21 protein-coding genes and 3 tRNA genes are annotated in these 20203 nt (G+C 41.7%); 20 read left to right on the top strand and 4 right to left on the bottom strand.

Translation table 11 applies throughout. The features are described from left to right. The first annotated feature begins 9 nt into the window (after positions 1–9). From BQ7394_RS18875 to BQ7394_RS18865, 4 genes are all read left to right on the top strand, one after another. Complete coding sequence (locus BQ7394_RS18875) at positions 10–447, top strand: LytR/AlgR family response regulator transcription factor (RefSeq protein ID WP_075558820.1); 438 nt, start codon at positions 10–12, stop codon at positions 445–447. 103 nt (positions 448–550) lie between these two features. Next, positions 551–1597 carry a DUF2776 domain-containing protein gene (locus tag BQ7394_RS18870; RefSeq protein ID WP_075558819.1) on the top strand — a complete coding sequence of 349 codons (1047 nt, stop codon included), beginning with the start codon at positions 551–553 and terminating at the stop codon, positions 1595–1597. A gap of 496 nt (positions 1598–2093) precedes the next feature. Then, positions 2094–2255: a hypothetical protein gene (locus BQ7394_RS25835; RefSeq protein WP_154674747.1), complete on the top strand. Its 162-nt coding sequence runs from the start codon at positions 2094–2096 to the stop codon at positions 2253–2255. A 64-nt stretch (positions 2256–2319) separates the two neighbouring features. After that, positions 2320–2964 (top strand): class I SAM-dependent methyltransferase, encoded by a 645-nt coding sequence (locus BQ7394_RS18865; RefSeq protein WP_210436536.1) that lies wholly within the window; start codon positions 2320–2322, stop codon positions 2962–2964. Positions 2965–3021: 57 nt separating this feature from the next. On the opposite strand, the gene BQ7394_RS18860 is transcribed toward BQ7394_RS18865, so the two are convergent. Next, a complete protein-coding gene (locus BQ7394_RS18860) occupies positions 3022–4227 on the bottom strand; it encodes a BamG family beta-barrel-assembly machinery protein (RefSeq protein WP_075558818.1) in 1206 nt (401 codons plus the stop codon). After that, complete coding sequence (locus BQ7394_RS18855; protein ID WP_075560124.1) at positions 4214–5530, bottom strand: DUF4270 family protein; 1317 nt, start codon at positions 5528–5530, stop codon at positions 4214–4216. The genes BQ7394_RS18860 and BQ7394_RS18855 overlap by 14 nt, the downstream gene beginning before the upstream one ends. Before the next feature lie 267 nt (positions 5531–5797). On the opposite strand from BQ7394_RS18855, the gene BQ7394_RS18850 reads away from it, so the two are divergent. The 11 genes from BQ7394_RS18850 to BQ7394_RS18800 all read left to right on the top strand — a co-directional run bounded on the left by BQ7394_RS18850 (position 5798) and on the right by BQ7394_RS18800 (position 15272). Beyond that, positions 5798–6799, top strand: a complete 1002-nt coding sequence (locus BQ7394_RS18850; RefSeq protein ID WP_075560123.1) for a Kelch repeat-containing protein — start codon at positions 5798–5800, stop codon at positions 6797–6799. Beyond that, positions 6774–7121 carry a DUF4907 domain-containing protein gene (locus BQ7394_RS18845; RefSeq protein WP_075558817.1) on the top strand — a complete coding sequence of 116 codons (348 nt, stop codon included), beginning with the start codon at positions 6774–6776 and terminating at the stop codon, positions 7119–7121. Before BQ7394_RS18850 ends, BQ7394_RS18845 begins: the two co-directional genes overlap by 26 nt. A gap of 122 nt (positions 7122–7243) precedes the next feature. Continuing rightward, a complete protein-coding gene (locus BQ7394_RS18840) occupies positions 7244–8101 on the top strand; it encodes an AraC family transcriptional regulator (RefSeq protein WP_075558816.1) in 858 nt (285 codons plus the stop codon). Between the two features lie 18 nt (positions 8102–8119). Next, the gene (locus BQ7394_RS18835; protein ID WP_075558815.1) at positions 8120–8941 is read left to right on the top strand and encodes a helix-turn-helix domain-containing protein; all 822 of its coding nucleotides are present in this window, start codon (positions 8120–8122) and stop codon (positions 8939–8941) included. A gap of 86 nt (positions 8942–9027) precedes the next feature. Further along, positions 9028–9396: a VOC family protein gene (locus BQ7394_RS18830; RefSeq protein WP_075558814.1), complete on the top strand. Its 369-nt coding sequence runs from the start codon at positions 9028–9030 to the stop codon at positions 9394–9396. Positions 9397–9712: 316 nt separating this feature from the next. Next, on the top strand, positions 9713–11038 hold the full coding sequence (locus tag BQ7394_RS18825) for an MATE family efflux transporter (protein WP_075558813.1): 1326 nt from the start codon (positions 9713–9715) through the stop codon (positions 11036–11038). A gap of 52 nt (positions 11039–11090) precedes the next feature. Next, entirely contained in the window at positions 11091–12488 is a 1398-nt protein-coding gene (fumC, locus tag BQ7394_RS18820; protein WP_075558812.1) for a class II fumarate hydratase, read from the top strand. 656 nt (positions 12489–13144) lie between these two features. Next, positions 13145–13690 (top strand): helix-turn-helix transcriptional regulator, encoded by a 546-nt coding sequence (locus BQ7394_RS26320; protein WP_235848781.1) that lies wholly within the window; start codon positions 13145–13147, stop codon positions 13688–13690. A 75-nt stretch (positions 13691–13765) separates the two neighbouring features. Then, positions 13766–14509, top strand: a complete 744-nt coding sequence (locus BQ7394_RS18810; protein WP_075558810.1) for an alpha/beta hydrolase — start codon at positions 13766–13768, stop codon at positions 14507–14509. Positions 14510–14601: 92 nt separating this feature from the next. Continuing rightward, complete coding sequence (locus BQ7394_RS18805) at positions 14602–14859, top strand: hypothetical protein (RefSeq protein ID WP_075560122.1); 258 nt, start codon at positions 14602–14604, stop codon at positions 14857–14859. Positions 14860–14981: 122 nt separating this feature from the next. Next, a complete protein-coding gene (locus tag BQ7394_RS18800) occupies positions 14982–15272 on the top strand; it encodes a DUF202 domain-containing protein (protein WP_235848780.1) in 291 nt (96 codons plus the stop codon). A 293-nt stretch (positions 15273–15565) separates the two neighbouring features. Here the strand turns inward: BQ7394_RS18800 and BQ7394_RS18795 are convergent. Then, positions 15566–15638 (bottom strand) — tRNA-Phe (locus BQ7394_RS18795). A gap of 186 nt (positions 15639–15824) precedes the next feature. Between BQ7394_RS18795 and BQ7394_RS18790 the strand changes: the two genes are divergently transcribed. Beyond that, a tRNA-Pro gene (locus BQ7394_RS18790) sits at positions 15825–15897 on the top strand. 256 nt (positions 15898–16153) lie between these two features. Here the strand turns inward: BQ7394_RS18790 and BQ7394_RS18785 are convergent. Then, positions 16154–16240: transfer RNA gene (locus BQ7394_RS18785), tRNA-Ser, on the bottom strand. 145 nt (positions 16241–16385) lie between these two features. Between BQ7394_RS18785 and mltG the strand changes: the two genes are divergently transcribed. The 4 genes from mltG (at position 16386) to BQ7394_RS18765 (ending at position 20200) form a co-directional block, all read left to right on the top strand. Next, on the top strand, positions 16386–17429 hold the full coding sequence (gene mltG, locus BQ7394_RS18780) for an endolytic transglycosylase MltG (protein ID WP_075558808.1): 1044 nt from the start codon (positions 16386–16388) through the stop codon (positions 17427–17429). 82 nt (positions 17430–17511) lie between these two features. Next, entirely contained in the window at positions 17512–19110 is a 1599-nt protein-coding gene (locus tag BQ7394_RS18775; protein WP_075558807.1) for a thiamine pyrophosphate-dependent enzyme, read from the top strand. Next, positions 19107–19688, top strand: a complete 582-nt coding sequence (locus BQ7394_RS18770; protein WP_075558806.1) for an indolepyruvate oxidoreductase subunit beta — start codon at positions 19107–19109, stop codon at positions 19686–19688. Before BQ7394_RS18775 ends, BQ7394_RS18770 begins: the two co-directional genes overlap by 4 nt. A 5-nt stretch (positions 19689–19693) precedes the next feature. Further along, on the top strand, positions 19694–20200 hold the full coding sequence (locus tag BQ7394_RS18765; protein WP_075558805.1) for a peroxiredoxin family protein: 507 nt from the start codon (positions 19694–19696) through the stop codon (positions 20198–20200). Positions 20201–20203 lie beyond the last annotated feature (3 nt).

Below are 20203 nucleotides of genomic sequence, written 5' to 3'. Positions count from 1 at the left end.
GACTCTAGTATGTTGAAATGTATTACTTTCGATGGAGATGCTTCTACGTTGAACACCCTGATGGGGTATTTTGAGAAGTTGGATAAAGCACTCGCTGATGTGCATGAAGTCTTGCACAAGGAACAAACTGAACAACCTGTTTTTGTTCGGGAAGGAAGTAAGATCATTCGCCTTCACAGAGAGGAAATACTTTTTCTGGAAGGCTATGGCGATTACGTCAAAATCCATCGCACCACGGGCAAGCCGCTACTTTCGCAGGTCAGCCTGAAGCGATTTGAAGAAAATCTTACCGATGGGTTATTCTGTCGTGTGCACCGTTCTTATATCGTTGCCCTTTCCCATATCAGTTATATCGAACGGAAAAGGATACGTATCGGCGATGAACTGATTCCTATCAGCGATTCGTATCTGCCGGCTCTTATGGGGAGGTTGGCTTTACAGGAATAGGTTGATCCTGCTCTTGATAACTAAAAAGATTCTATAAAAATCTAATTAAAGGAACAAAGCCGTAATTCAGTCTGTTTGGTTGAAAATTTAAAGCAAATAGACTATGAATTACGGTATTAGTGTTTTATTCAGGGCGATCCCACTGTTGATGGCCCTGTTCTGTTTCAGTTATGGTTTGTTCGTTTATGAATATGGAACAGACCCGGGTAAATTTGTAGCGGGTCCGGTTGTCTTTTCCCTGGGGATGATCTGTATTGCCCTCTTCTCCACGGCGGCAACGATTATCCGGCAGATCATAAATACTTTCGGGATGGTGAGTCGGTACGCATTGCCGGCACTCGGTTACTTATCGGCCCTTCTGACTGTAATAATCGGAGTCCATATAATGGAATCGCCTGATTCGGCTTCGTTCGTAGCCGGGCATGTTATCTGTGGAGTTGGACTTATTACCGCATGTGTAGCAACTACAGCAACATCTTCTACCCGCTTTACGATGATCACGGTTAATTCGAAAAAAACGGACCATGATGTTCCTCCCGAAGCATTTACACGGGCACAGGGATTGACTTTAATTGCCATTGCCGGAGGAATTGCATTGATTGCCTGGATATGGGCTTTCTGGTTATTAGCGAATGAAGATCATAGTTCCAAATATTTTATAGCCGGGCATGTGATGATCGGGTTGGCTTGTATCTGTACCAGTCTGATAGCGTTAGTTGCTACCATTGCCCGTCAGATCCGGAATATATTTTCTCCTAACGAGCGTATGATATGGCCGGTCATGGTGTTGATCATGGGAAGTTTATGTGTCATTTGGGGAGTTATTCTTATTTTGGGGACAATTAATCCGGCCAATGGTGTAACAGGTTATATCATGATCGGTTTAGGGTTGGTTTGTTATAGTATATCCAGCAAGGTGATCCTACTTTCAAAAATATGGCGGCATGAGTTTAAGTTGTCTAACCGTATTCCGCTAATACCGATCTTCACAGCGTTGACCTGCCTGTTCCTTTCTGCATTCCTGTTTGAACTGGGTTCCGTTCACGATTACTACTTTGTCCCGGCACGTGTTCTGGCTGGATTAGGCGGTATTTGTTTTACTTTGTTTTCTATTGTGAGTATTCTGGAGAGCGGAACGTCTTCTAAGTAAATAATTTATATCCTTGATGTATTGTAGGGACAGGTTTTTTCAATCTGTCCCTTTTTTTAACTATTAGTTCTTATCAAAAGTTCTCAATTCTCTTCTTTTTAGGTTCGATACGAATTAAGTGTACTAAAAATTTTTGTTTGTCGATTAGTTTCTGATTATTTCGCTACCGGACATGTGTTGATTGGGCTACTTCTAATCTACCTTTTTGTGTTATCCCTTGAATTTTATATAATCAATAAAGATGGGGCTGTGGACGATTTAATCGTTCCTTTATTTTAGTCATCCCAAAGATAGTCCTTTATATTTGAATATTCAAAGGATAGAGTCTTTTTTATTTGCTATATATCAATACGTTGTCTCACTTTTTTACTTCGCCCCTTTAGATCTGTTGCTTGGTATAAATTGTGACTAAAAAAAAGGAACGTTTAATCTAGTCATTGTCTTTTTGTAAGGCTTGTAAATCAACACTATATTTAATATTAAGACTGCTTCAATTATGGCAAAAAAGGTAAAATCGAATATATTACGTAGAAATACCAATGAAAACAAGCTGATAGCCGATAAGAATGACTATAAACAGAACATCCTCGAAGGGATGAGTTACGGGTGGGTGATAGCAGGATTGGAATTATTGGAAGCGATGAAACAAACACCTTAATAAAAAGGCAAACTCACTAATATAAAGTAGGTATATGAAACTTCAATTATAAAAAAGAAAAGCAATGATGAACTTAGCTAATAAGATCAGCAAATTTAATCGTGGTCGTAAATACAATCACTTTTTGCAAACAATCAAACCTGGTATAGAAGATAAAATTCTTGATGTAGGATTTACTGAGAATAATTATAGTGAAGAAGCCAATTATTTGGAAAAACATTATCCATACCAAAAGAATATTACCGCATTAGGCATTGAAGAAGCGAGAGAAGAAGGGGACTTCAGGACTCTATACCCTCAAGTAACAGTTATTCGGTATGATGGAAGTCTTTTTCCTTTTGAAAATGACACATTTGATATTGGCTGGAGCAATGCGGTTATTGAACATGTCGGTAAGCGTGATAAACAGGTTCTATTCATAAAAGAGATGTTACGTACATGTAAAGTAGTTTATTTTACTACGCCCAATAGATTTTTCCCTTTTGACCTCCATACCAAATACCCTTTTATCCATTGGTTGCCCAAGAAACAATTTGACGGGATTCTTCATATCTTAGGAAAAGATTGGGCTACGGGTGACTATATGAATCTACTCACTCAAAAGCAAATTATTTCCATTTGTAAAGAAGCAGGAGCAACAAATTGCTCTGTCAAATGTAACTGGTTTTTAGGATTCGTAATGGACTTTTCAATTATTATCCGAAAGTAAAGAAAACGTCTGCACTCAATTAATCAGTGCAGACGTTCGTTTTTTATCATTAACTATTTATAATTTCATCTTATAAAGCAACTCGCTTAATGTATAAGTAACCGTTATCCCTGTAACGTCTTTTTGGAAAGTATTGTTTTTCAGTTGTGTCCGTTCATGGAAAATGGCAGCGTTGAAATGTCCGTTCAGAACAGGCAATCCCATACCTATGCTTGCCCGCCACGAAAGGCCGGATTGTCCGCTTATGTTCATATAGGGAGTGGATACGTCGATACCAGCCTTGTAAGACATTCGCTTCCAGTAGCTACTGGAAGAATATCCGTTCGGGAAATAACAGACTCCGGCACGTACTTCGTGTGCATCTTTAAATGCAACCCTGCTGTCGCCCGATGACAGGGAACTGTATTGCTGAAACTTATAGTCGAGGGCATACGTCCATTTTTGATAGATCAATGATCCTCCGATCCCCATGTATTGAGGTAGATGTTGAGAGGAACTCTTTTTGTTTTGCTCTGTCTCTACATTGCCGTTTGTTATGATAATGGAATTGTCCATCTTCAAACGTTGCTTGTATCCATAGACAGCTCCAATCGTAATCGATTTGTCCCTGGCCAGATTCCGGTGATACTGAATTCCGAAGTCTGCATAGAAAGCATTTGTGTACATTTTGTTTTCAACGGTCATGCTGCCTTGATTCTCAGACGATTTTATATTACCGAATATATAATTCAGATTCACGCCAACCGATAAATCCCGGGAAAGCATGAAGGCATTCGACAGATACACTTTCGAGAGACCGCCATATCCTTCGAAGGTACTGGTATAGTAGGACCCGGGTGAACCTTCGAGCGGCTGTGTGCTCTGAAAATAATAACCGACCGAAGAATAAGGAGTGAGACCGGCCGCCATATACCAGTGGGGTATGATTCGTCCGGCTAATGCGAAGGCCGATACATTTCCGGAGAACGCATTGCTACTTCCACTCTTCGACTTATAAGATTCGCTTTTTGCGAAAGCAGAAGCTTCGGCAAAGAGCCTGCACGAGTCGAGTCCCGAAAGTCCGGCCGGATTTTCCGTGTTTATCAACCATGAATTCCGTATCCCGGTGGAAACGCCCCCCATGGCTGAATTGGAACCATATAGTCCGGTTACGATCTCACCGATACCAAACATCGAATAGGGTGAAGAGGTCATGATGTTTTGTGCGTCCGCTACTGTTGCTGTCAGCAGGAGAGAGGAAAATATATACTTAATAACTTTCATATATTTTGTAGATTAGCTGTAAAACGATGGGTGACTTGCTTTGCCTGTCGCCGAAAGTCATATTTTTGAATGTTTTGGTGTAGCTGTCTTCGTTCAGAACCAGTTGCAGGTTGTGTTTATTTATCCCGATTGTGCCGAGTTCTTGTTGCATGAAATCGGTGACATCGAAATAGTAATAAGTATTTTCATTGAATACATCGTCTTTTACAAGTGTACCGCCTTGTACCTGTGTGCCGAGGTAATCCGTTACAGCATCGGTAACGACATTGTTCTCGTCGGCAATGTAAAGATAGACGCTGTCCGGAAGTGCATTTGTTTCCGAATAAGTACCGAGTTCCGGATATAGTTTGAGCATGGCCGATTCTATGACCACTCTTTCTCCCAGCTTCATGATATCGTTGAGGTAAGGAAACTCCAACCGGGCGAACCAGCCTAAGCCACCAAATAATACACCCCGGTTATCCAGTGACTCGGAAGGTATTTCGACTTGTTTCGTGGGGAAAGGCTCCATCAGTGTACCTGTCCTGTCATGATCGATATGGTTGAATTGTGTGGATGTGTTGGGAGAGAATACCAACTGTTGTTCATTTGCTTGTTCCTCAACAATATGGTAATGTAATACGATAGTCGACATTGTATCGGCCACCTGAAAAGAGAGCATCGAATGGTTGTCTGAACCGTCAGGGATGATGACGATCCCTTTGAAATAGTCTTCGAAGCGTTCCGACGATACGGCCTCGTCCCGTTGATGAAAACGGGTCAATAGATTCTGTCCCAGTTCATCGGGGAGGCGGATCTCCAGCTTGTCCACTCCTTGGGGACGGGGCCTGAACCGGCAGGTTGCCATTGGCTCGGTTTCGTAAGAAAAGGAGGAGGTATTATATAAGTAGTTGTTGTCATTCAATACAACTTTCTCTGTTAGCCGGTGAACCGAGAATTGCTGGTATTGTAAAGTATCCCCTACATAATAGCTGCCGTAGGCCAGTGACAGGACAAGCGAATCGAGTACGACAACTTTGTCGATGTCTGTACTGTAACTGGGACGCGTATAAGGAATATATCCCGACGATTTCATGGTCCCCCAGATCGAATGTGTATATTCTCCGACTAGTGCAACCCCTTTTCCTGATGTTTCCAATGAATCGATCAGAACGGATGTAATGACGACTGTTGAGGTATCGGTACTAATATTACGAAAAACCGAATCGACCAGACCGTTGCCGTATTTATTACTTTCATCATAGCAGGATGAAAAGAGGCAACAGGAAAGGCATACCCAAAAAAGAAAAAGAATCTTATTCATATACATTATATATATTAGTAATAGAGTCTGTTGATCAGGCAAAGAACCACAATCGCCTATTCTTATGCAAGAATAACCTGTCAAACCCCGATATTGCTCCACTAACAGTGGTATTTGGCAGATCAGCCTGTCTGCCGACTGGGATAATAGGGTTTACCTTCTTTTTTCGGGCATTCACCGAACAAGATAACCTGTTTGCCGATTTAATTTGCCGGTAAACAAAAAGCCCTGTTCTTTTGTGTTCGTAAAACAGTAACACGCTATATGATGACACAAAAAAGATTATTTCTATTCCTGATAGCACTGCTTCCTCTGGGGATGATCTCCTGCAGCGATGATGATGACGATGATTTACAAGGTAAATGGTATCGTGTCTCCGATTTCGATGGGCTTGCCCGTAGTTATGCTTCTTCATTTACCATTGGGAATAAAGGATATTTAGCTTGCGGGTATAATGGAAAGAAACGCCTCTCCGATACTTGGGAATACGATATGGAACGAGACACATGGACGCAGAAAGCCGACTTTCCCGGTACCGCCCGTAACTCGGCTGTAGCAATGACTGTCGACCAGAAAGGTTATTTGGGCACAGGTTACGATGGCGAGAATTATCTGAATGATTTTTGGGAATACGATCCAGCGTCCAATAGCTGGACGCAGAAAGCCGATTTCCCCGGTTCGGCCCGCTATGACGCTGTTGCATTCGGGGTTAGTGGTAAAGGATATTTAGGTTCTGGTTATGATGGTAATTACCTGAAAGATTTTTACTCTTTCGATCCTAACGCTAACAGTTGGACACAGATAGTCAGCATCGGCGGAAGCAAACGTCGGGGTGCCACCAGCTTTGTGTACGACAATATGGCTTATGTTTGCTGTGGGGTGAATAACGCTGAATACGTAGATGACTTCTGGAGGTTTAACCCCTCTGACGGGTCATGGACACAACTTCGCGATATAGCAAATACATCCGACGATAGCTATGACGACGATTATAGTATAATACGGACCAACGGCGTAGCCTTTGTAATCGACGGGGCGGTCTATCTGACCTGCGGCGAGAGCGGGGGAGTACGCTCCGATACCTGGAAATATTATCCTTCAACCGATTTGTGGGAAAATGTCGCCAAGTTTAAGGGATCGGCCCGTAGCGCTACGGTTTCTTTTTCGAACGGTGAGAAAGGCTTCGTGGCAACCGGTGGTAGCAGTACCTATTATTTTGATGACATTTGGGAACTTCACCCTTATGAATACGATGATGATGACTATTAAAGGTAAAAAAGCCCTGTGGTGGCTATGCGTACTACTGGTATTTATTCTATTTGTTTACATCTGTTCCGGAGAAAAGGGGTCTCCGGACGGCCGGCAACCGGAGTTGCAAACGTATCGATTGGGGAATGGCTGGGGATACCGTATCCTGATGAATGAGAAAGTGTTGATTGATCAACCCACCATTCCTGCAATTGATACATTAATGTCTTTCCCTGATGAGGCAAGTGCCCGTAAGATCGGATCGCTTGTCAGGGACCGGATTGCCAATAACAAAGATTTTTCGATAACGAAAGATGATATTCAACATTCACTCTCTGATTAGAAACAAACGATAATTCAACGTGAACGTCGAAAGGGTGGCCAGTGATGGTCGCCCTTTTTTAGCAAGATAGGACAAGTCTCTAACCTTTCCGGCCCTTATCTTTGTATCGAAATACAAACGACATGCAACAAAGACCATCAACAACAGAAGAGTATCAACGTAAAATGAATATCATCGTAGAGTATATCAACAATCATTTGAGCGAAACAATTGATCTGGATATACTGGCAGAGATGTCAGGTTTTTCGCCCTGGCATTTCCACCGGATCGTAAAAGCATTCCTGGGAGAGAATATCGGTGCTTTTATTGTCAGGATGAGGGTCGAGACTGCAGCTCGGTTACTGCGTTACTCTGATATGTCGGTACAGGAAATATCCTGGCGCGTAGGTTATGATGTGCCGTCTTCCCTGTCGAAGGCTTTTAAGCAGTTCTATGGTATTTCACCCAATGATTATCGTAAAAACAAAGATTACATTATTATGAGACCTGTTGAAGTAAGATACGATTTAAATATAGAAACAGAAGTAAAAGAATATCCTGATCGCCAGATTGCCTATGTCCGTTTGTCGGGAGCTTATATGAACCTCGATTTTTGCGGAGCCTGGCAGAAACTGTGGGCCTTTGTGAAAGAACAGAACCTGTATTCGGAAGGGATCGAGCATATTTGTATCTATCATGACGACCCCAAAGTGACGGAGCCCGATAAGCTGCGTACTTATGTTTGCCTGGTTTTGCCGAAGACTGCCGAACCGAAAGGGGAGGTCGGAGTAAAGCAATTACCTGCAGCTAAATATCTTATCTTTCGCTATAAAGGTTCGTATGAACATCTGAAATCAGTATATGATACGGTCTACCTGCATCTGATTCCCGAAGGTGGATACAAACCTCTTGATGCGCCGGGATATGAAAAGTATCTGAATAATCCGGCCAACACAGCCCCGGAAGAGCTGGTAACTGAAATCCATATTCCGATTGAATAAATTCGTATATTTGCCGGCATGGAATCATTTCAGATAATGTTACCATCGCCGGCACTTGCTCCTTATGTCAAGCATTACTGGTTGTTGGAGACGGATAGTCCTATAGAAAACACGGAGTGTATTATCCCGACCGGGAATGTGCAGATGCTTTTTTATCGGGGAAATCCTATATTATTGTCTTCCTCACAAGACAGCCGCCGTGTAAACAACCAATCTGTTTTATGTGGGCAGTATGTCGGTTACTCCGAACTGAGCTTTTCCGGAACGATCAGGATACTGGCCGTTGTTTTCCATACGCACTCGGTTAGCGCATTCTTCCGGATACCCGTCAGTGAGTTTTGTAACCAGAAAGTTTCTGCTGGTGAGTTGGGCGACCGCGAATTGAAGGAACTGGAAGACCGTATATTATATGAAGCAGACGACAGGAATTGTATCTGCCTGGTCGAACATTTCCTTTTGTCCCGTCTCAATCCACCGAAAGAACATAATCTCGAGCGGATGCTTTCTGCCATTCGAACGATCAACCAGCGGGGAGGAGAAGTACGTATCTCTGATCTTGCCTCGTCCGTTTATCTGAGTACAAAACAGTTTCAACGTATTTTTACCGGACATATTGGGATTAGCCCGAAGGAGTTCCTGCGGATTGTCCGTTTCCAGCATGCTTTATATGTACTGCAATCTACTCCGGATATAAGTTTTTCCCAACTGGCTTATGAATGTGGCTTCTATGACCAGCCGCATCTGATTAATGAATTTAAGATTTTCTCCGGATATACCCCGAAAGAGTATCTGGGCGTTTGTGCTCCCTATTCCGATTATTTCTCACGGGAGAACGGCTAATGTCCTTTTTTTCCAAGTCTCGGCTTTTGGCATACTCTATCTTTGCATTGTCAAAAGACAGAAACTGTTTATCTAAAAAAGCGAACATGAAAAAGTTAATTTCTTTCTTCGAGATTCCGGCCTCTGATTTCGTAAGGGCCGTGAAGTTTTACGAAACAGTGTTGAGCCTGAAGTTGGATGTGATGGAGTGCGACGCCGAAAAGATGGCTTTCTTCCCTGATGAAGACGGTTTGGCTCCGGGTGCCATATCATGGGCTACCGATTTTCTCCCGTCAAAGAACGGTGTACTTATCCATTTGCATGTAGACGATATGGAAGCTACACTCTCTCTGGTCAAATCCAACGGGGGAAAGGTTCTTAGGGAAAAGACAAAGATCGAAGCTGACTGTCGTGGATATTTTGCTATGTTTTCCGATAGTGAAGGGAATACGATTGGACTGTATTCCGACAGATAAGAAGGTCATTTGTGATTGAACGGAAAGGACGGCAGGAGTGTCGTCCTTTTTATAATTCTCTTTTCTGCCGTTTTAGTAGTCATAATCAGGAAAAACGTTTACATTTGCAACTGTTACAAATAATCCGATTATTCAACTTATGAAGTGTCAACTCTGTATATAGCGTAGTTTCCTTTGACATAAGACAAAGATCCTCTTTGTCTACAATTCGCTATCCCTCTTATTATACAGGGTACAAATCTTATTTTATAATTAATTGTCGTGATGCATTCTTCTGAAAAGAATGTATAGTGACGCATATATACTAAGTTGAATTATGAATTTCACATACAAACAAATATGGCTCATCAACTTTCCTGTGATGATGAGCATTCTTATAGAACAATTGATTAATATTACAGACGCTATCTTTCTGGGACACTATGGAGAGGTTGAGTTGGGGGCTGCCGCATTGGCTGGTATGTATTATCTGGCTATCTATATGCTGGGATTTGGTTTCAGTCTGGGATTGCAAGTGATGGTTGGCCGTCGTAACGGAGAAGGATATTATAATGAGACGGGGAAAGTATTCTATCAGGGACTGTCCTTTCTTATTGTATTGGCGGGATCTATGTTTATAATGTCCTGGTTATTTTCTCCGATCTTGTTATCTAAACTGATCACATCGGAAGAGGTGTATGCGGCTGTTATAAAATATCTGGACTGGCGTACGTTCGGTCTGTTGTTCACTTTCCCGGCTTTGGCTTTTCGTGCTTTCTTTGTTGGAATAACAAAGACACGGATACTGACAACGGGAGCGGTTGTAATGGTAATTACTAATATTGTATTGAATTATCTGTTGATATTCGGAAATTTTGGGTTTCCACGGCTGGGAATATCCGGAGCCGCATTGGCTTCCACCATTTCGGAACTTTCTTTTCTGATCGTTTTAGTGGTATATGTTTGCCGCAAAATAGACAAGCGTTATTATGGACTACGGCCTGTATACGATTGGCAATTGCAACTTCGGCTATTTAAGCTTTCGGTATGGAGCATGATGTATTCTTTTACGGCCGTGGCTCCCTGGTTCTTGTTTTTTGTGGTGATTGAACATTTGGGAGAGGAGCAGCTAGCCATTGCAAATATAGTCCGTAGTATCTCTACTGTATTTTTTGTAATAGTCTGTTCCTTTTCAACGACAACAGGATCTTTGGTCAGCAATCTGATTGGTGCCGGGGAATATCGTAATATCATGCCTTTATGCCGGAAGATGATGGGTTTGAGCTACATGCTGGGAATCCCGTTGCTTGTATTTACCTTCCTTTTTTCGGATGAGGTATTAGGTATTTATACTAAAAATCAAGAGTTGATCCGGAATGCATTCTGGCCTTTTGTTGTAATGCTCTCCAATTATTTCCTGTCAGTTCCGGCACATATCTATTGTAATGCTGTAACGGGAACGGGCCGGACACGGACTGCTTTTGTTTTTGAACTGATTACGATCCTGATTTATCTGGCCTATCTGTTTTTGGTATTGGTACAGTTTGATGTCCCGCTGATGGTTTACTGGACGGCCGAGCTTTTATATGTTTTCGTGCTTTTCGTCCTTACTTATGGCTATATGAAGGTTCGTTACTTCAAAATATATGCTCCAGAGGTATAAACATTTCATTATCTGTACGGTTTTATAAAAAAGATATTAAAGAAAAAGATTTATGGAATGTCGTATAGAAAAAGATACGATGGGAAACATAAAAGTACCCATCGATGCCTATTATGGCGCGCAGACCCAACGTAGTGTTGAAAACTTCAGGATTGCACAGGATATAAACCGGATGCCGAAAGAAATTATCCAGGCATTTGCTTATCTGAAAATGGGAGCGGCCCTGGCAAATAAAGATGCCGGTGTTTTATCTCCGGAAAAATGTGACTTGATAGTGCGTGTCTGTGATGAGATACTGGATGGAAAACTGGAGGGTTCCTTCCCTCTGGTCGTTTGGCAAACCGGTAGCGGAACACAAACTAATATGAATGTAAATGAAGTGATTGCCTATCGTGGGCATGTGTTGAATGGAGGAAAATTGACGGATGAGGTAAAGATATTGTCGCCTAACGATGATGTGAATAAATCGCAGTCGTCGAACGATACTTTCCCTTCGGCGATGCATATTGCAGCATATAAAATGCTTAGGGAAAATACGATCCCGGCTCTTGAAATGCTGCATAAGACTTTGATAATGAAAAGTCGTGAGTTCATGCCGATCGTAAAAATAGGACGTACCCATTTTATGGATGCCACACCGTTGACACTTGGACAGGAATTTAGTGGTTACGCTGCTCAATTGGAATATGGCATTCATGCCTTGAAAGGTACTTTGCCGCATTTGGCAGAACTGGCATTAGGCGGTACCGCGGTCGGTACGGGCATCAATACACCTGATAATTTTGGAGAGAATGTTGCCCGTAAAATAGCCCAACTGACCGGGTTACCGTTTGTTACCGCTCCGAATAAATTTGAAGCATTAGCCACTCACGATGCAATTGTGTCTACTCATGGGGCACTGAAAGGTATTGCCGTCAGTTTGATGAAGATTGCAAACGATATCCGTATGCTTGGTTCCGGTCCTCGTGCCGGGATAGGTGAGATCCATCTTCCGGAGAATGAGCCAGGTTCTTCCATCATGCCGGGGAAAGTAAACCCAACTCAAAGTGAGGCATTGACGATGATAGCCGCACAGGTGATGGGAAATGATGTGGCTATTTCGGTAGGTGGAGCGAATGGGCAGTTCGAGCTGAACGTTTTTAAACCGATGATTATTTATAACTTCCTTCATAGTGCTCGCCTGATTGGTGATGGTTGCAGGAGCTTTAATGATAATTGTGCTATCGGTATCGAGGCTGTGAAAGAGAATATAAAGAAACATCTGGATGATTCGCTTATGCTGGTTACGGCTCTAAATCCAAAGATCGGTTATTATAAGGCGGCTGCTATTGCACAGAAAGCATTCAGGGAAAATAAAACGTTGAAGCAAGCAGCTGTCGAATCAGGTCATATAACTGCAGAAGACTTTGATGCCTGGGTAGATCCGTCAAAAATGGTCGGTAAGATTTAACTCGAATAAAGATAAAATTCAGACAGATAGTTTACGGGATGCAGCTTTTTCAGAATGCGTAAAAGCTGCATCTTTTTTGTTAAAAATCATTTGGATACATACCTCTTAAATTACTAATTAAGTTTAATGCAAGTCAATAATTTATTAGGCTGTATTAGGCTGGTGGATATGTAAACATTAACGGCGAAAATGTGTGTCGTTTATAGTGTAAAAGATTATACTTTTGTTTCATGTAATGAATATAATGCCTTTTATACTGTAAATGGAAGACCCGGCCGTTAATGCTATCCTCGATGGATATGCATGAGAAAAACACTAATGTTAGAATTTTTAAAATAGGGGGTGTAATGAAAAAATTGCTTTATTTGGAAGAGCATGTATCTTGCAGGGAATATTCTTCGAATATTTTAGTCGGGTTTAAGCATCGGATATTAAATGAGGAAAACGATCTGAGAGAACAAGATAGGGATTATCATCATTTGATTTTTTTTCTGGAAGGAGAAGCGGTCATTTGTTGTAATGAACAGAGAAATAAGATAATCAGATCAGGAGAGTTTATTCTGATACCTAAATCCGCTGATTTTTCATGTAGGATATTGTCTGCATCGAATGTTGTTATATTTACATTTGACCGTTTTCCTGGGGCTTGTAATAAAATGGAACTTCAATCCCTGGCTCCCCTATGTAGTAAGATACAGTATGATTTTGAACCTATTGTGATCTATCCTCCCTTGATGTCTTTTCTGAATACGCTGATCGAATACATGGAGTGTCAAATGAATTGCAAACATCTGCATGAGATAAAGTCACTGGAACTGTTTTTGCTGCTTCGTGGTTTTTATAAGAAAGAAGAGTTGGCTTATTTGTTCCATCCGATTGTCGGGAAGTCACTGGATTTCCGTTCGCTAATACTGGAAAATTATCTGAAGGTAGATCATGTGGATGATCTGGCAAAGATAGCAGGGATGGGACGTACGAATTTCAATAATAAGTTTCGGGAAGAGTTTGGTTTGTCTCCCCACCAGTGGATCTTGAAACAGAAAGCAAAGCATGTCCGTTTCAAACTGGCTGAGCCGGGGAATACTTTGAGCGATATAATGAGGCTCTACAAGTTCAATTCGGCTACCCATTTTACTCGTTTTTGTAAGCAACAGTTTGGTTGTACTCCCTCCGAACTTCTACGTCAGTTAAAATCGGAATAATAATTTTATTGGCTGGAAATATGAGTTTTTGAACAAAATAGTTATCTTTATGCTTATATAAAGAGTAAAGACTATATGGAAGAAAATAAAGCGTCATCACCCGGGATATGGAAGCGTTTATCATTATTGATAAATTGGTTTTCGAAAAAGGAGGTAAAGGATATCAATGTCTATTTTATTTCCGGGATGTGCTATAATTGCAAGGTTTTCGATAAATTGCGTCTTCCTAAAGGATTTAATAAAGTATATATCGAGTGGTATATCCCCAGACCTGATGAAACACTATCAGAATATGCCCGTACAATGGCGAAAGCTATAGATGCGACTTCTCCTTTTGTCCTGATAGGTTATTCTTTCGGAGCAGTGATTATGCAGGAGATGACTCTTTTCCTGAAACCTTCGAAATGTGTTATCATTTCTTCCTTTAAAAGTAAAAAGGAAATCCCTATCCTCTTTCAGGCAGTTAGGAAAGTAAACCTGATGGAATTTATGCCTAAGCGACTCTTTTCTTCCACCGATTTTATAACAAATGCTTTCAACCGATTGGTTTATAACGCCTCCAATTCAGATCTGGCAGAATATATGACTGTAACAGATCCTGTCTATATAAAATGGGCTCTTGAACAGATTACCGATTGGATACCAGACAATAAGAGTGAGCACCTGTATCATATTCATGGTACGGCTGATCAGATATTTCCTTATGACCGGTTGGAAAATGTGTTTCCTGTTGAGGGAGGAGATCATTTGATGGTAGTAAAGAAAGCTGGTACTGTCAACTCCATACTCGATAGTATCCTGTTGCGAAAAGAAGATTAGCAACTGTTTTAGTAGGTTAAATAGTAGTCTGTACATAATCTTTATAGTCGTGAAGCTGGTTATTAGGGAACAAATCCCCTAAATGAATGATTATGATAAAAGAATCCAACGACAGATTAACAACAGAAGAACGTAAGGAACTTCCTTTGTCTGATTTCGGACTTCCTGAAACCCGTGAGTTTCCTATGCCTGATGGTGTCCATGTACGGGCGGCCGAGACTTATTTCAGATATGCACCGGAAGATAAAAAGCCATTGCTGGCTTACCGTATCCTGCAAAAAGCACGGGAATTTGGCGTGGATGTAGAAAGCCCGGTGATACATAGCTGGGCAGAACGGTATGAAAGCTGAGATAAATAAATGTCCGGACTCCTCTCAGAAATCCGGACATTATTTTGACCGCTAAAGAACTTAGTTGTTTTTTTTGAATATATAGCTTACAATAAAAATTAAAAGAGAAAATGACAGATAACATGGAGAAATTAAAAAATCATGAGGAAATTATTTTAAGAGATCTTCTTGCACTCGAAAGAACCAGGTTGGCTAATGAGCGGACACTCTTTTCTTATATACGTACTTCTTTATACCTTTTGACGGTAGGAATGGGGATATTTGAGATCGAAATTATCCAGCATTTGAGAATGGTGGCATGGATCTGTTTAGTAGCAGGTGTAATCCTGTTTATTGTAGGAATTAATAGGTATTATCATTTAAAGAAGTATTTGAAATCGTATATTACTGAAAATACGGAATCTCAATCATGAGGTATTTCATCAATACGTAAATTGTTTTGGAATCCCAATGAGCTGGGTTTAATGAGATATCAATACTTTGATACTTCATTTTTCAGTCTTTGTAAATACACAGTATTAAAGGACTTTCATTGTTTTTCAATACTTTAGATTTGTAACATACGACATTGATTGTAATACTTATGGTTTACATGGCATCTGTAAACTGACACGAAAAACACAAAAAACAACAGGATTTTGAGGTAAAAACCACCGAAAAGACATAAAAAAAGCAGTCATCTTTTAGATAACTGCTTTATTTTCAGTGGTGCCACCAGGAATCGAACCGGGGACACAAGGATTTTCAGTCCTTTGCTCTACCAACTGAGCTATGGCACCGTTGTTTTGTTTAACGGGTGCAAAGGTAGGGAAAGTTTTGAATACTCCAAATCTTTTGAGAGAAAAATATCAAGAAATTTTAAGGAGTGAGTGGTCTGTTGTTTTTTTTACTGTTTTCTGTAAAAAAAATGCCAGAAATGTTTGCAGGTTCAAAATTAGTTGTACCTTTGCAGCCGTAATCAAAAACGGGATGTAGCACAGTTGGTAGCGCGCCACGTTCGGGACGTGGAGGTCGGAAGTTCGAGTCTTCTCATCCCGACTACAGATGAGGTAAATCAGATAATGGTTTACCTCTTTTTTTGTCTTTTCTGAAGCTGTTTCACATAATTCCTCCTAATAAAAAAGTACTGCCACTGCAGTGGCAAAAAAGTGCATATAGGGTGGCAGGCCTTTGCCAATGCGATGGCGAAAGGTTTTACATAGAATAAGACATGTTTTTAGATTTACTAAAAGTGAAGAGGGGATGGTTTAAAAACAACAAAAGCTGTCAATTTTTCAATTAACAGCCTTTGGAGCGGAAGCGGGGGGATTCGAACCCCCGGTACCCTTGCGAGTACGTCAGTTTAGCAAACTGGTGGTTTCAGCCACTCACCCACACTTCCATGTGTTCTGTGCTTCTTCCTTAGAATTGCGCTGCAAAGATAGAGGTATGTTTTTAAATAAACAAAGCTTTTTGCATCTATTTTCTAAGAAAAAGATGCTACTTTTGTTGCCGATTCTGATACTCAGGATTTTATTTGATAAAAAATGAATAAGAAAAAACAGTCGAAACGAAATATAATAGCGGGAATAGCCCTCTTTTTTGTCCTTTTGATGGTGGGTGTGGGGATTTGGGGCTATCGCCTGGCCTGGGCTCCGAACTTTGTGCCAAAGGAAACGGTATATGTTTATGTAGGGAAGGATAAAAGCTTTACCGATTTATGCCGGCAACTGCAGGACTCTGCCGGTTGTCACCGGATAGGCAGTTTCAAGCAACTGGCTGGTATGCTGAAATATCAGGCGAATATGAAAACCGGACGGTATGCCATATCACCCGGAATGAGTAATCTGGAGCTATTAAATGATTTACGGCGTGGGCATCAGGTGGCTATCCGTTTGACTTTTAATAATATCCGTTTTAAGGAAGACCTTGCCGAGCGGCTGGATGAACAGTTGATGCTCGATAAGGAAGAGTTGCTATCCTTACTCAATGACTCTGCTTATTGTGATTCTTTAGGATTTACAACGAAAACGATCGCCTCTCTTTTCATCCCCAATACGTATGAGGTCTATTGGAATATTCCGGCAGATAAATTGATGCAACGCATGAAGCGGGAATATAAGGCCTTCTGGACGGATGCTCGCCTGGAAAAGGCGAAGGTGATTGGCCTGACTCCCGTAGAAGTGGCTACACTGGCTTCTATTGTGGAAGAAGAGACTGCTGCGTCCGATGAATATCCGATCGTTGCAGGCCTTTATCTGAACAGGCTTCATCGGGGGATACCTTTGCAGGCTGATCCGACAGTGAAGTTTGCTGTTGGCGATTTTAGTTTACAGCGTATCCTATTCGAACACCTAGAAATAGATTCTCCGTATAATACATACAAATATGCCGGATTACCTCCTGGTCCTTTGCGCATCCCGACTATTAAAGGAATGGACAGCGTATTGAATTATATGAAGCATAATTATCTTTATATGTGCGCCAAAGAAGATTTTTCGGGACGTCATAATTTTGCGGCGACATTGGCAGAACATAACCGTAACGCAAACCGATACAGAGCTGAACTTAACAGGAGAAAGATTAGATAAGCTTTTTGCTTTTTCTTTGTGGTAAAAGCTGTATCTTTGGCAGTTGGTATTACATAAAAATCAATTTAAGAAACAAATATACATGGAAAAACAACTATTCTTAGGGGATGAGGCCATCGCACAGGCTGCGATCGATGCTGGTATATCCGGTGTTTATGCCTATCCGGGTACCCCTTCAACTGAAATTACCGAGTATATACAAGGGTCAGCTGTTGCGAAAGAGCGGGGGATACATAGCCGTTGGAGTGTAAATGAAAAAACAGCAATGGAAGCAGCATTAGGTATGAGTTATGCCGGAAAGCGTTCACTTTGCTGTATGAAACACGTAGGTTTGAATGTAGCTGCCGACTGTTTCATGAATGCAGGAATGAGCGGTATTAACGGAGGTATGATCATTATTACTGCTGACGACCCATCTATGCACTCTTCACAGAACGAACAAGATAATCGCGTATATGGTAACTTTGCTATGATCCCGATGCTGGAACCTTCCAGTCAGCAGGAAGCATACGATATGGTTTATGAAGGTTTCGAACTTTCTGAAAAATTGGGATATCCGATCCTGATGCGTATCACTACCCGTATGGCTCACTCTCGTGCAGGTGTAGTTACCCGTCCGATGAAGGATGAAAACACCAAGAACTGTCCGGCAGACGGACGTCAGCGTTTTATCCTCCTTCCGGCTTTGGCTCGGAAACGTTTCAAAGTCTTATTGGAAGCTCAGAAGCAGTTTGTCGATTCATCTGAAACATCAAAATACAATCAGTATTTCGATGGTCCTAATAAGGATCTGGGTATTATTACGACAGGTATTGCCTTCAACTATCTGTCTGAAAACTATCCGGACGGATTCGAACATCCGGTATTGAAGATCAGTCAGTACCCTCTTCCCCGCAAACAGATGGAGAAACTTGTAAACGAATGCAAGGAAATCCTGGTATTGGAAGAAGGTTATCCGGTAGTGGAAGAACAGCTGAAAGGATATATGGGAACAGGTATTAAGGTGCACGGCCGTCTGGACGGAACTTTGCAACGGGATGGTGAATTGACTCCGGATGCCGTAGGAAAAGCTCTGGGTAAAGATATTACCAGCTATTATGCTATTCCTGAAGTGGTGGAACAACGTCCGCCTGCATTGTGTCAGGGTTGCGGTCACCGTGATATGTATGAAGCCCTGAATGAAGTATTGGCTGAATACAATGAACCGAAAGTATTCGGTGATATCGGTTGTTATACGTTAGGAGCTTTGCCTCCGTTCCGTGCAATCGACACTTGTATCGATATGGGAGCTTCCATTACGATGGCGAAGGGTGCTGCCGACGCAGGTGTATTCCCCGCTGTGTCTGTAATAGGTGACTCTACTTTCACTCATTCCGGCATGACAGGATTGTTGGATTGTGTAAACGAAGAAACAAATATCACGATCGTGATTTCAGATAATGAAACAACGGCAATGACCGGTGGACAAGATTCGGCCGGAACAGGACGCCTGGAAGCTATTTGTGCCGGTATCGGTGTTGATCCGGCTCATATTCGTGTGATGATTCCGTTGAAGAAGAATTACGAAGAAATGAAGACGATTATCCGTGAAGAGATCGAATACAAGGGTGTATCCGTTCTGATCCCGCGTCGTGAATGTATTCAGACATTAACAAGAAAGAAAAAAGCAAGTAAGAAATGAGAGCAGATATTATATTGTCAGGTGTGGGAGGACAAGGTATCCTCTCTATTGCCGCCGTTATTGGAGAAGCCGCATTGAAAGAAGGTCTGTATATGAAGCAGGCTGAAGTACACGGAATGAGTCAGCGTGGAGGCGATGTGCAGTCGAACCTGCGTTTATCTGACCAGCCGATCGCTTCCGACCTGATACCGAAAGGACATGCCGACCTGATCATTTCATTGGAACCGATGGAAAGCCTTCGTTATCTTCCTTATCTTAAAAAAGAAGGATGGCTGGTTACTAACTCTCAACCGTTTGTAAATATCCCTAACTATCCGGACTTCGACAAGGTGAACGAGGAACTGGATAAGTTGCCTCACAAAGTGATCCTGGACGTGGAAGCAATAGCGAAAGAGGTGGCTACCGTGCGTGCTGCCAATATTGTGATGCTGGGAGCTGCAACTCCTTTTATCGGGATAGAATATAATAAGATAGAAGACGGTATTCGTCGTATTTTTGGCCGTAAAGGTGAAGAAGTGGTTGAAATGAACCTGAAAGCACTGAAAGCCGGCTATGATGTTGCCCAAAGTTTAAAATAAAGCGTATGAACAAATACCTCTTAACCGCCATTCTAACGATCTTTGCTTTTATAGTCCGTGCACAAAGTGACGGCGATATCATAAAGGTGGGAGATCAAATGCCGGCATTTACTATCGTTTCCGATAACGGAATGAAAATATCGTCAGCAACATTGAAAGGAAAAGTCGTTTTGGTCAACTTCTTTGCAACCTGGTGTCCGCCTTGTCAGAAAGAACTGGCAGACGTGCAGCAGAAACTCTGGCCGAAGTATAAGGACAATAAGAACTTTCAGCTGTTGGTGATCGGTCGTGAACACACGGATGCTGAACTGGATAAATACAATGAGAAGAAAGGATTTTCTTTCCCCTTGTATCCGGATAAGAACCGTGCAATCTTCGGAGCATTTGCAAAAAATCTGATTCCGCGTAGCTATTTGATAGGGAAAGATGGTAAAGTAATCTATGTCGGCAAAGGATACACGGAAGAGGAGTTTGCAGAATTGATGGAAAAGATCGAGACTGCTGTAAAATAAATA

It is taken from the genome of Parabacteroides timonensis, assembly GCF_900128505.1.
Classification (GTDB): Bacteria; Bacteroidota; Bacteroidia; order Bacteroidales; family Tannerellaceae; genus Parabacteroides; species Parabacteroides timonensis.
Note: the sequence above shows the minus strand (reverse complement) of the source record. Positions and strands in the feature narration are given on the sequence as shown.

What these genes read in the sequence shown, in the direction of transcription:
- BQ7394_RS18830 (WP_075558814.1), top strand. Translation starts at nt 9,028, where the DNA reads ATGAAAAAGTTAATTTCTTTCTTCGAGATTCCGGCCTCTGATTTCGTA.
- BQ7394_RS18770 (WP_075558806.1), top strand. Translation starts at nt 19,107, where the DNA reads ATGAGAGCAGATATTATATTGTCAGGTGTGGGAGGACAAGGTATCCTC.
- BQ7394_RS18865 (WP_210436536.1), top strand. Translation starts at nt 2,320, where the DNA reads ATGATGAACTTAGCTAATAAGATCAGCAAATTTAATCGTGGTCGTAAA.
- BQ7394_RS18875 (WP_075558820.1), top strand. Translation starts at nt 10, where the DNA reads ATGTTGAAATGTATTACTTTCGATGGAGATGCTTCTACGTTGAACACC.
- BQ7394_RS18840 (WP_075558816.1), top strand. Translation starts at nt 7,244, where the DNA reads ATGCAACAAAGACCATCAACAACAGAAGAGTATCAACGTAAAATGAAT.
- mltG (WP_075558808.1), top strand. Translation starts at nt 16,386, where the DNA reads ATGAATAAGAAAAAACAGTCGAAACGAAATATAATAGCGGGAATAGCC.
- fumC (WP_075558812.1), top strand. Translation starts at nt 11,091, where the DNA reads ATGGAATGTCGTATAGAAAAAGATACGATGGGAAACATAAAAGTACCC.
- BQ7394_RS18855 (WP_075560124.1), bottom strand. Translation starts at nt 5,530, where the DNA reads ATGAATAAGATTCTTTTTCTTTTTTGGGTATGCCTTTCCTGTTGCCTC.
- BQ7394_RS18835 (WP_075558815.1), top strand. Translation starts at nt 8,120, where the DNA reads ATGGAATCATTTCAGATAATGTTACCATCGCCGGCACTTGCTCCTTAT.
- BQ7394_RS18845 (WP_075558817.1), top strand. Translation starts at nt 6,774, where the DNA reads ATGAATACGATGATGATGACTATTAAAGGTAAAAAAGCCCTGTGGTGG.
- BQ7394_RS18850 (WP_075560123.1), top strand. Translation starts at nt 5,798, where the DNA reads ATGACACAAAAAAGATTATTTCTATTCCTGATAGCACTGCTTCCTCTG.
- BQ7394_RS25835 (WP_154674747.1), top strand. Translation starts at nt 2,094, where the DNA reads ATGGCAAAAAAGGTAAAATCGAATATATTACGTAGAAATACCAATGAA.
- BQ7394_RS26320 (WP_235848781.1), top strand. Translation starts at nt 13,145, where the DNA reads ATGGAACTTCAATCCCTGGCTCCCCTATGTAGTAAGATACAGTATGAT.
- BQ7394_RS18860 (WP_075558818.1), bottom strand. Translation starts at nt 4,227, where the DNA reads ATGAAAGTTATTAAGTATATATTTTCCTCTCTCCTGCTGACAGCAACA.
- BQ7394_RS18825 (WP_075558813.1), top strand. Translation starts at nt 9,713, where the DNA reads ATGAATTTCACATACAAACAAATATGGCTCATCAACTTTCCTGTGATG.
- BQ7394_RS18775 (WP_075558807.1), top strand. Translation starts at nt 17,512, where the DNA reads ATGGAAAAACAACTATTCTTAGGGGATGAGGCCATCGCACAGGCTGCG.
- BQ7394_RS18800 (WP_235848780.1), top strand. Translation starts at nt 14,982, where the DNA reads ATGGAGAAATTAAAAAATCATGAGGAAATTATTTTAAGAGATCTTCTT.
- BQ7394_RS18870 (WP_075558819.1), top strand. Translation starts at nt 551, where the DNA reads ATGAATTACGGTATTAGTGTTTTATTCAGGGCGATCCCACTGTTGATG.
- BQ7394_RS18765 (WP_075558805.1), top strand. Translation starts at nt 19,694, where the DNA reads ATGAACAAATACCTCTTAACCGCCATTCTAACGATCTTTGCTTTTATA.
- BQ7394_RS18810 (WP_075558810.1), top strand. Translation starts at nt 13,766, where the DNA reads ATGGAAGAAAATAAAGCGTCATCACCCGGGATATGGAAGCGTTTATCA.
- BQ7394_RS18805 (WP_075560122.1), top strand. Translation starts at nt 14,602, where the DNA reads ATGATAAAAGAATCCAACGACAGATTAACAACAGAAGAACGTAAGGAA.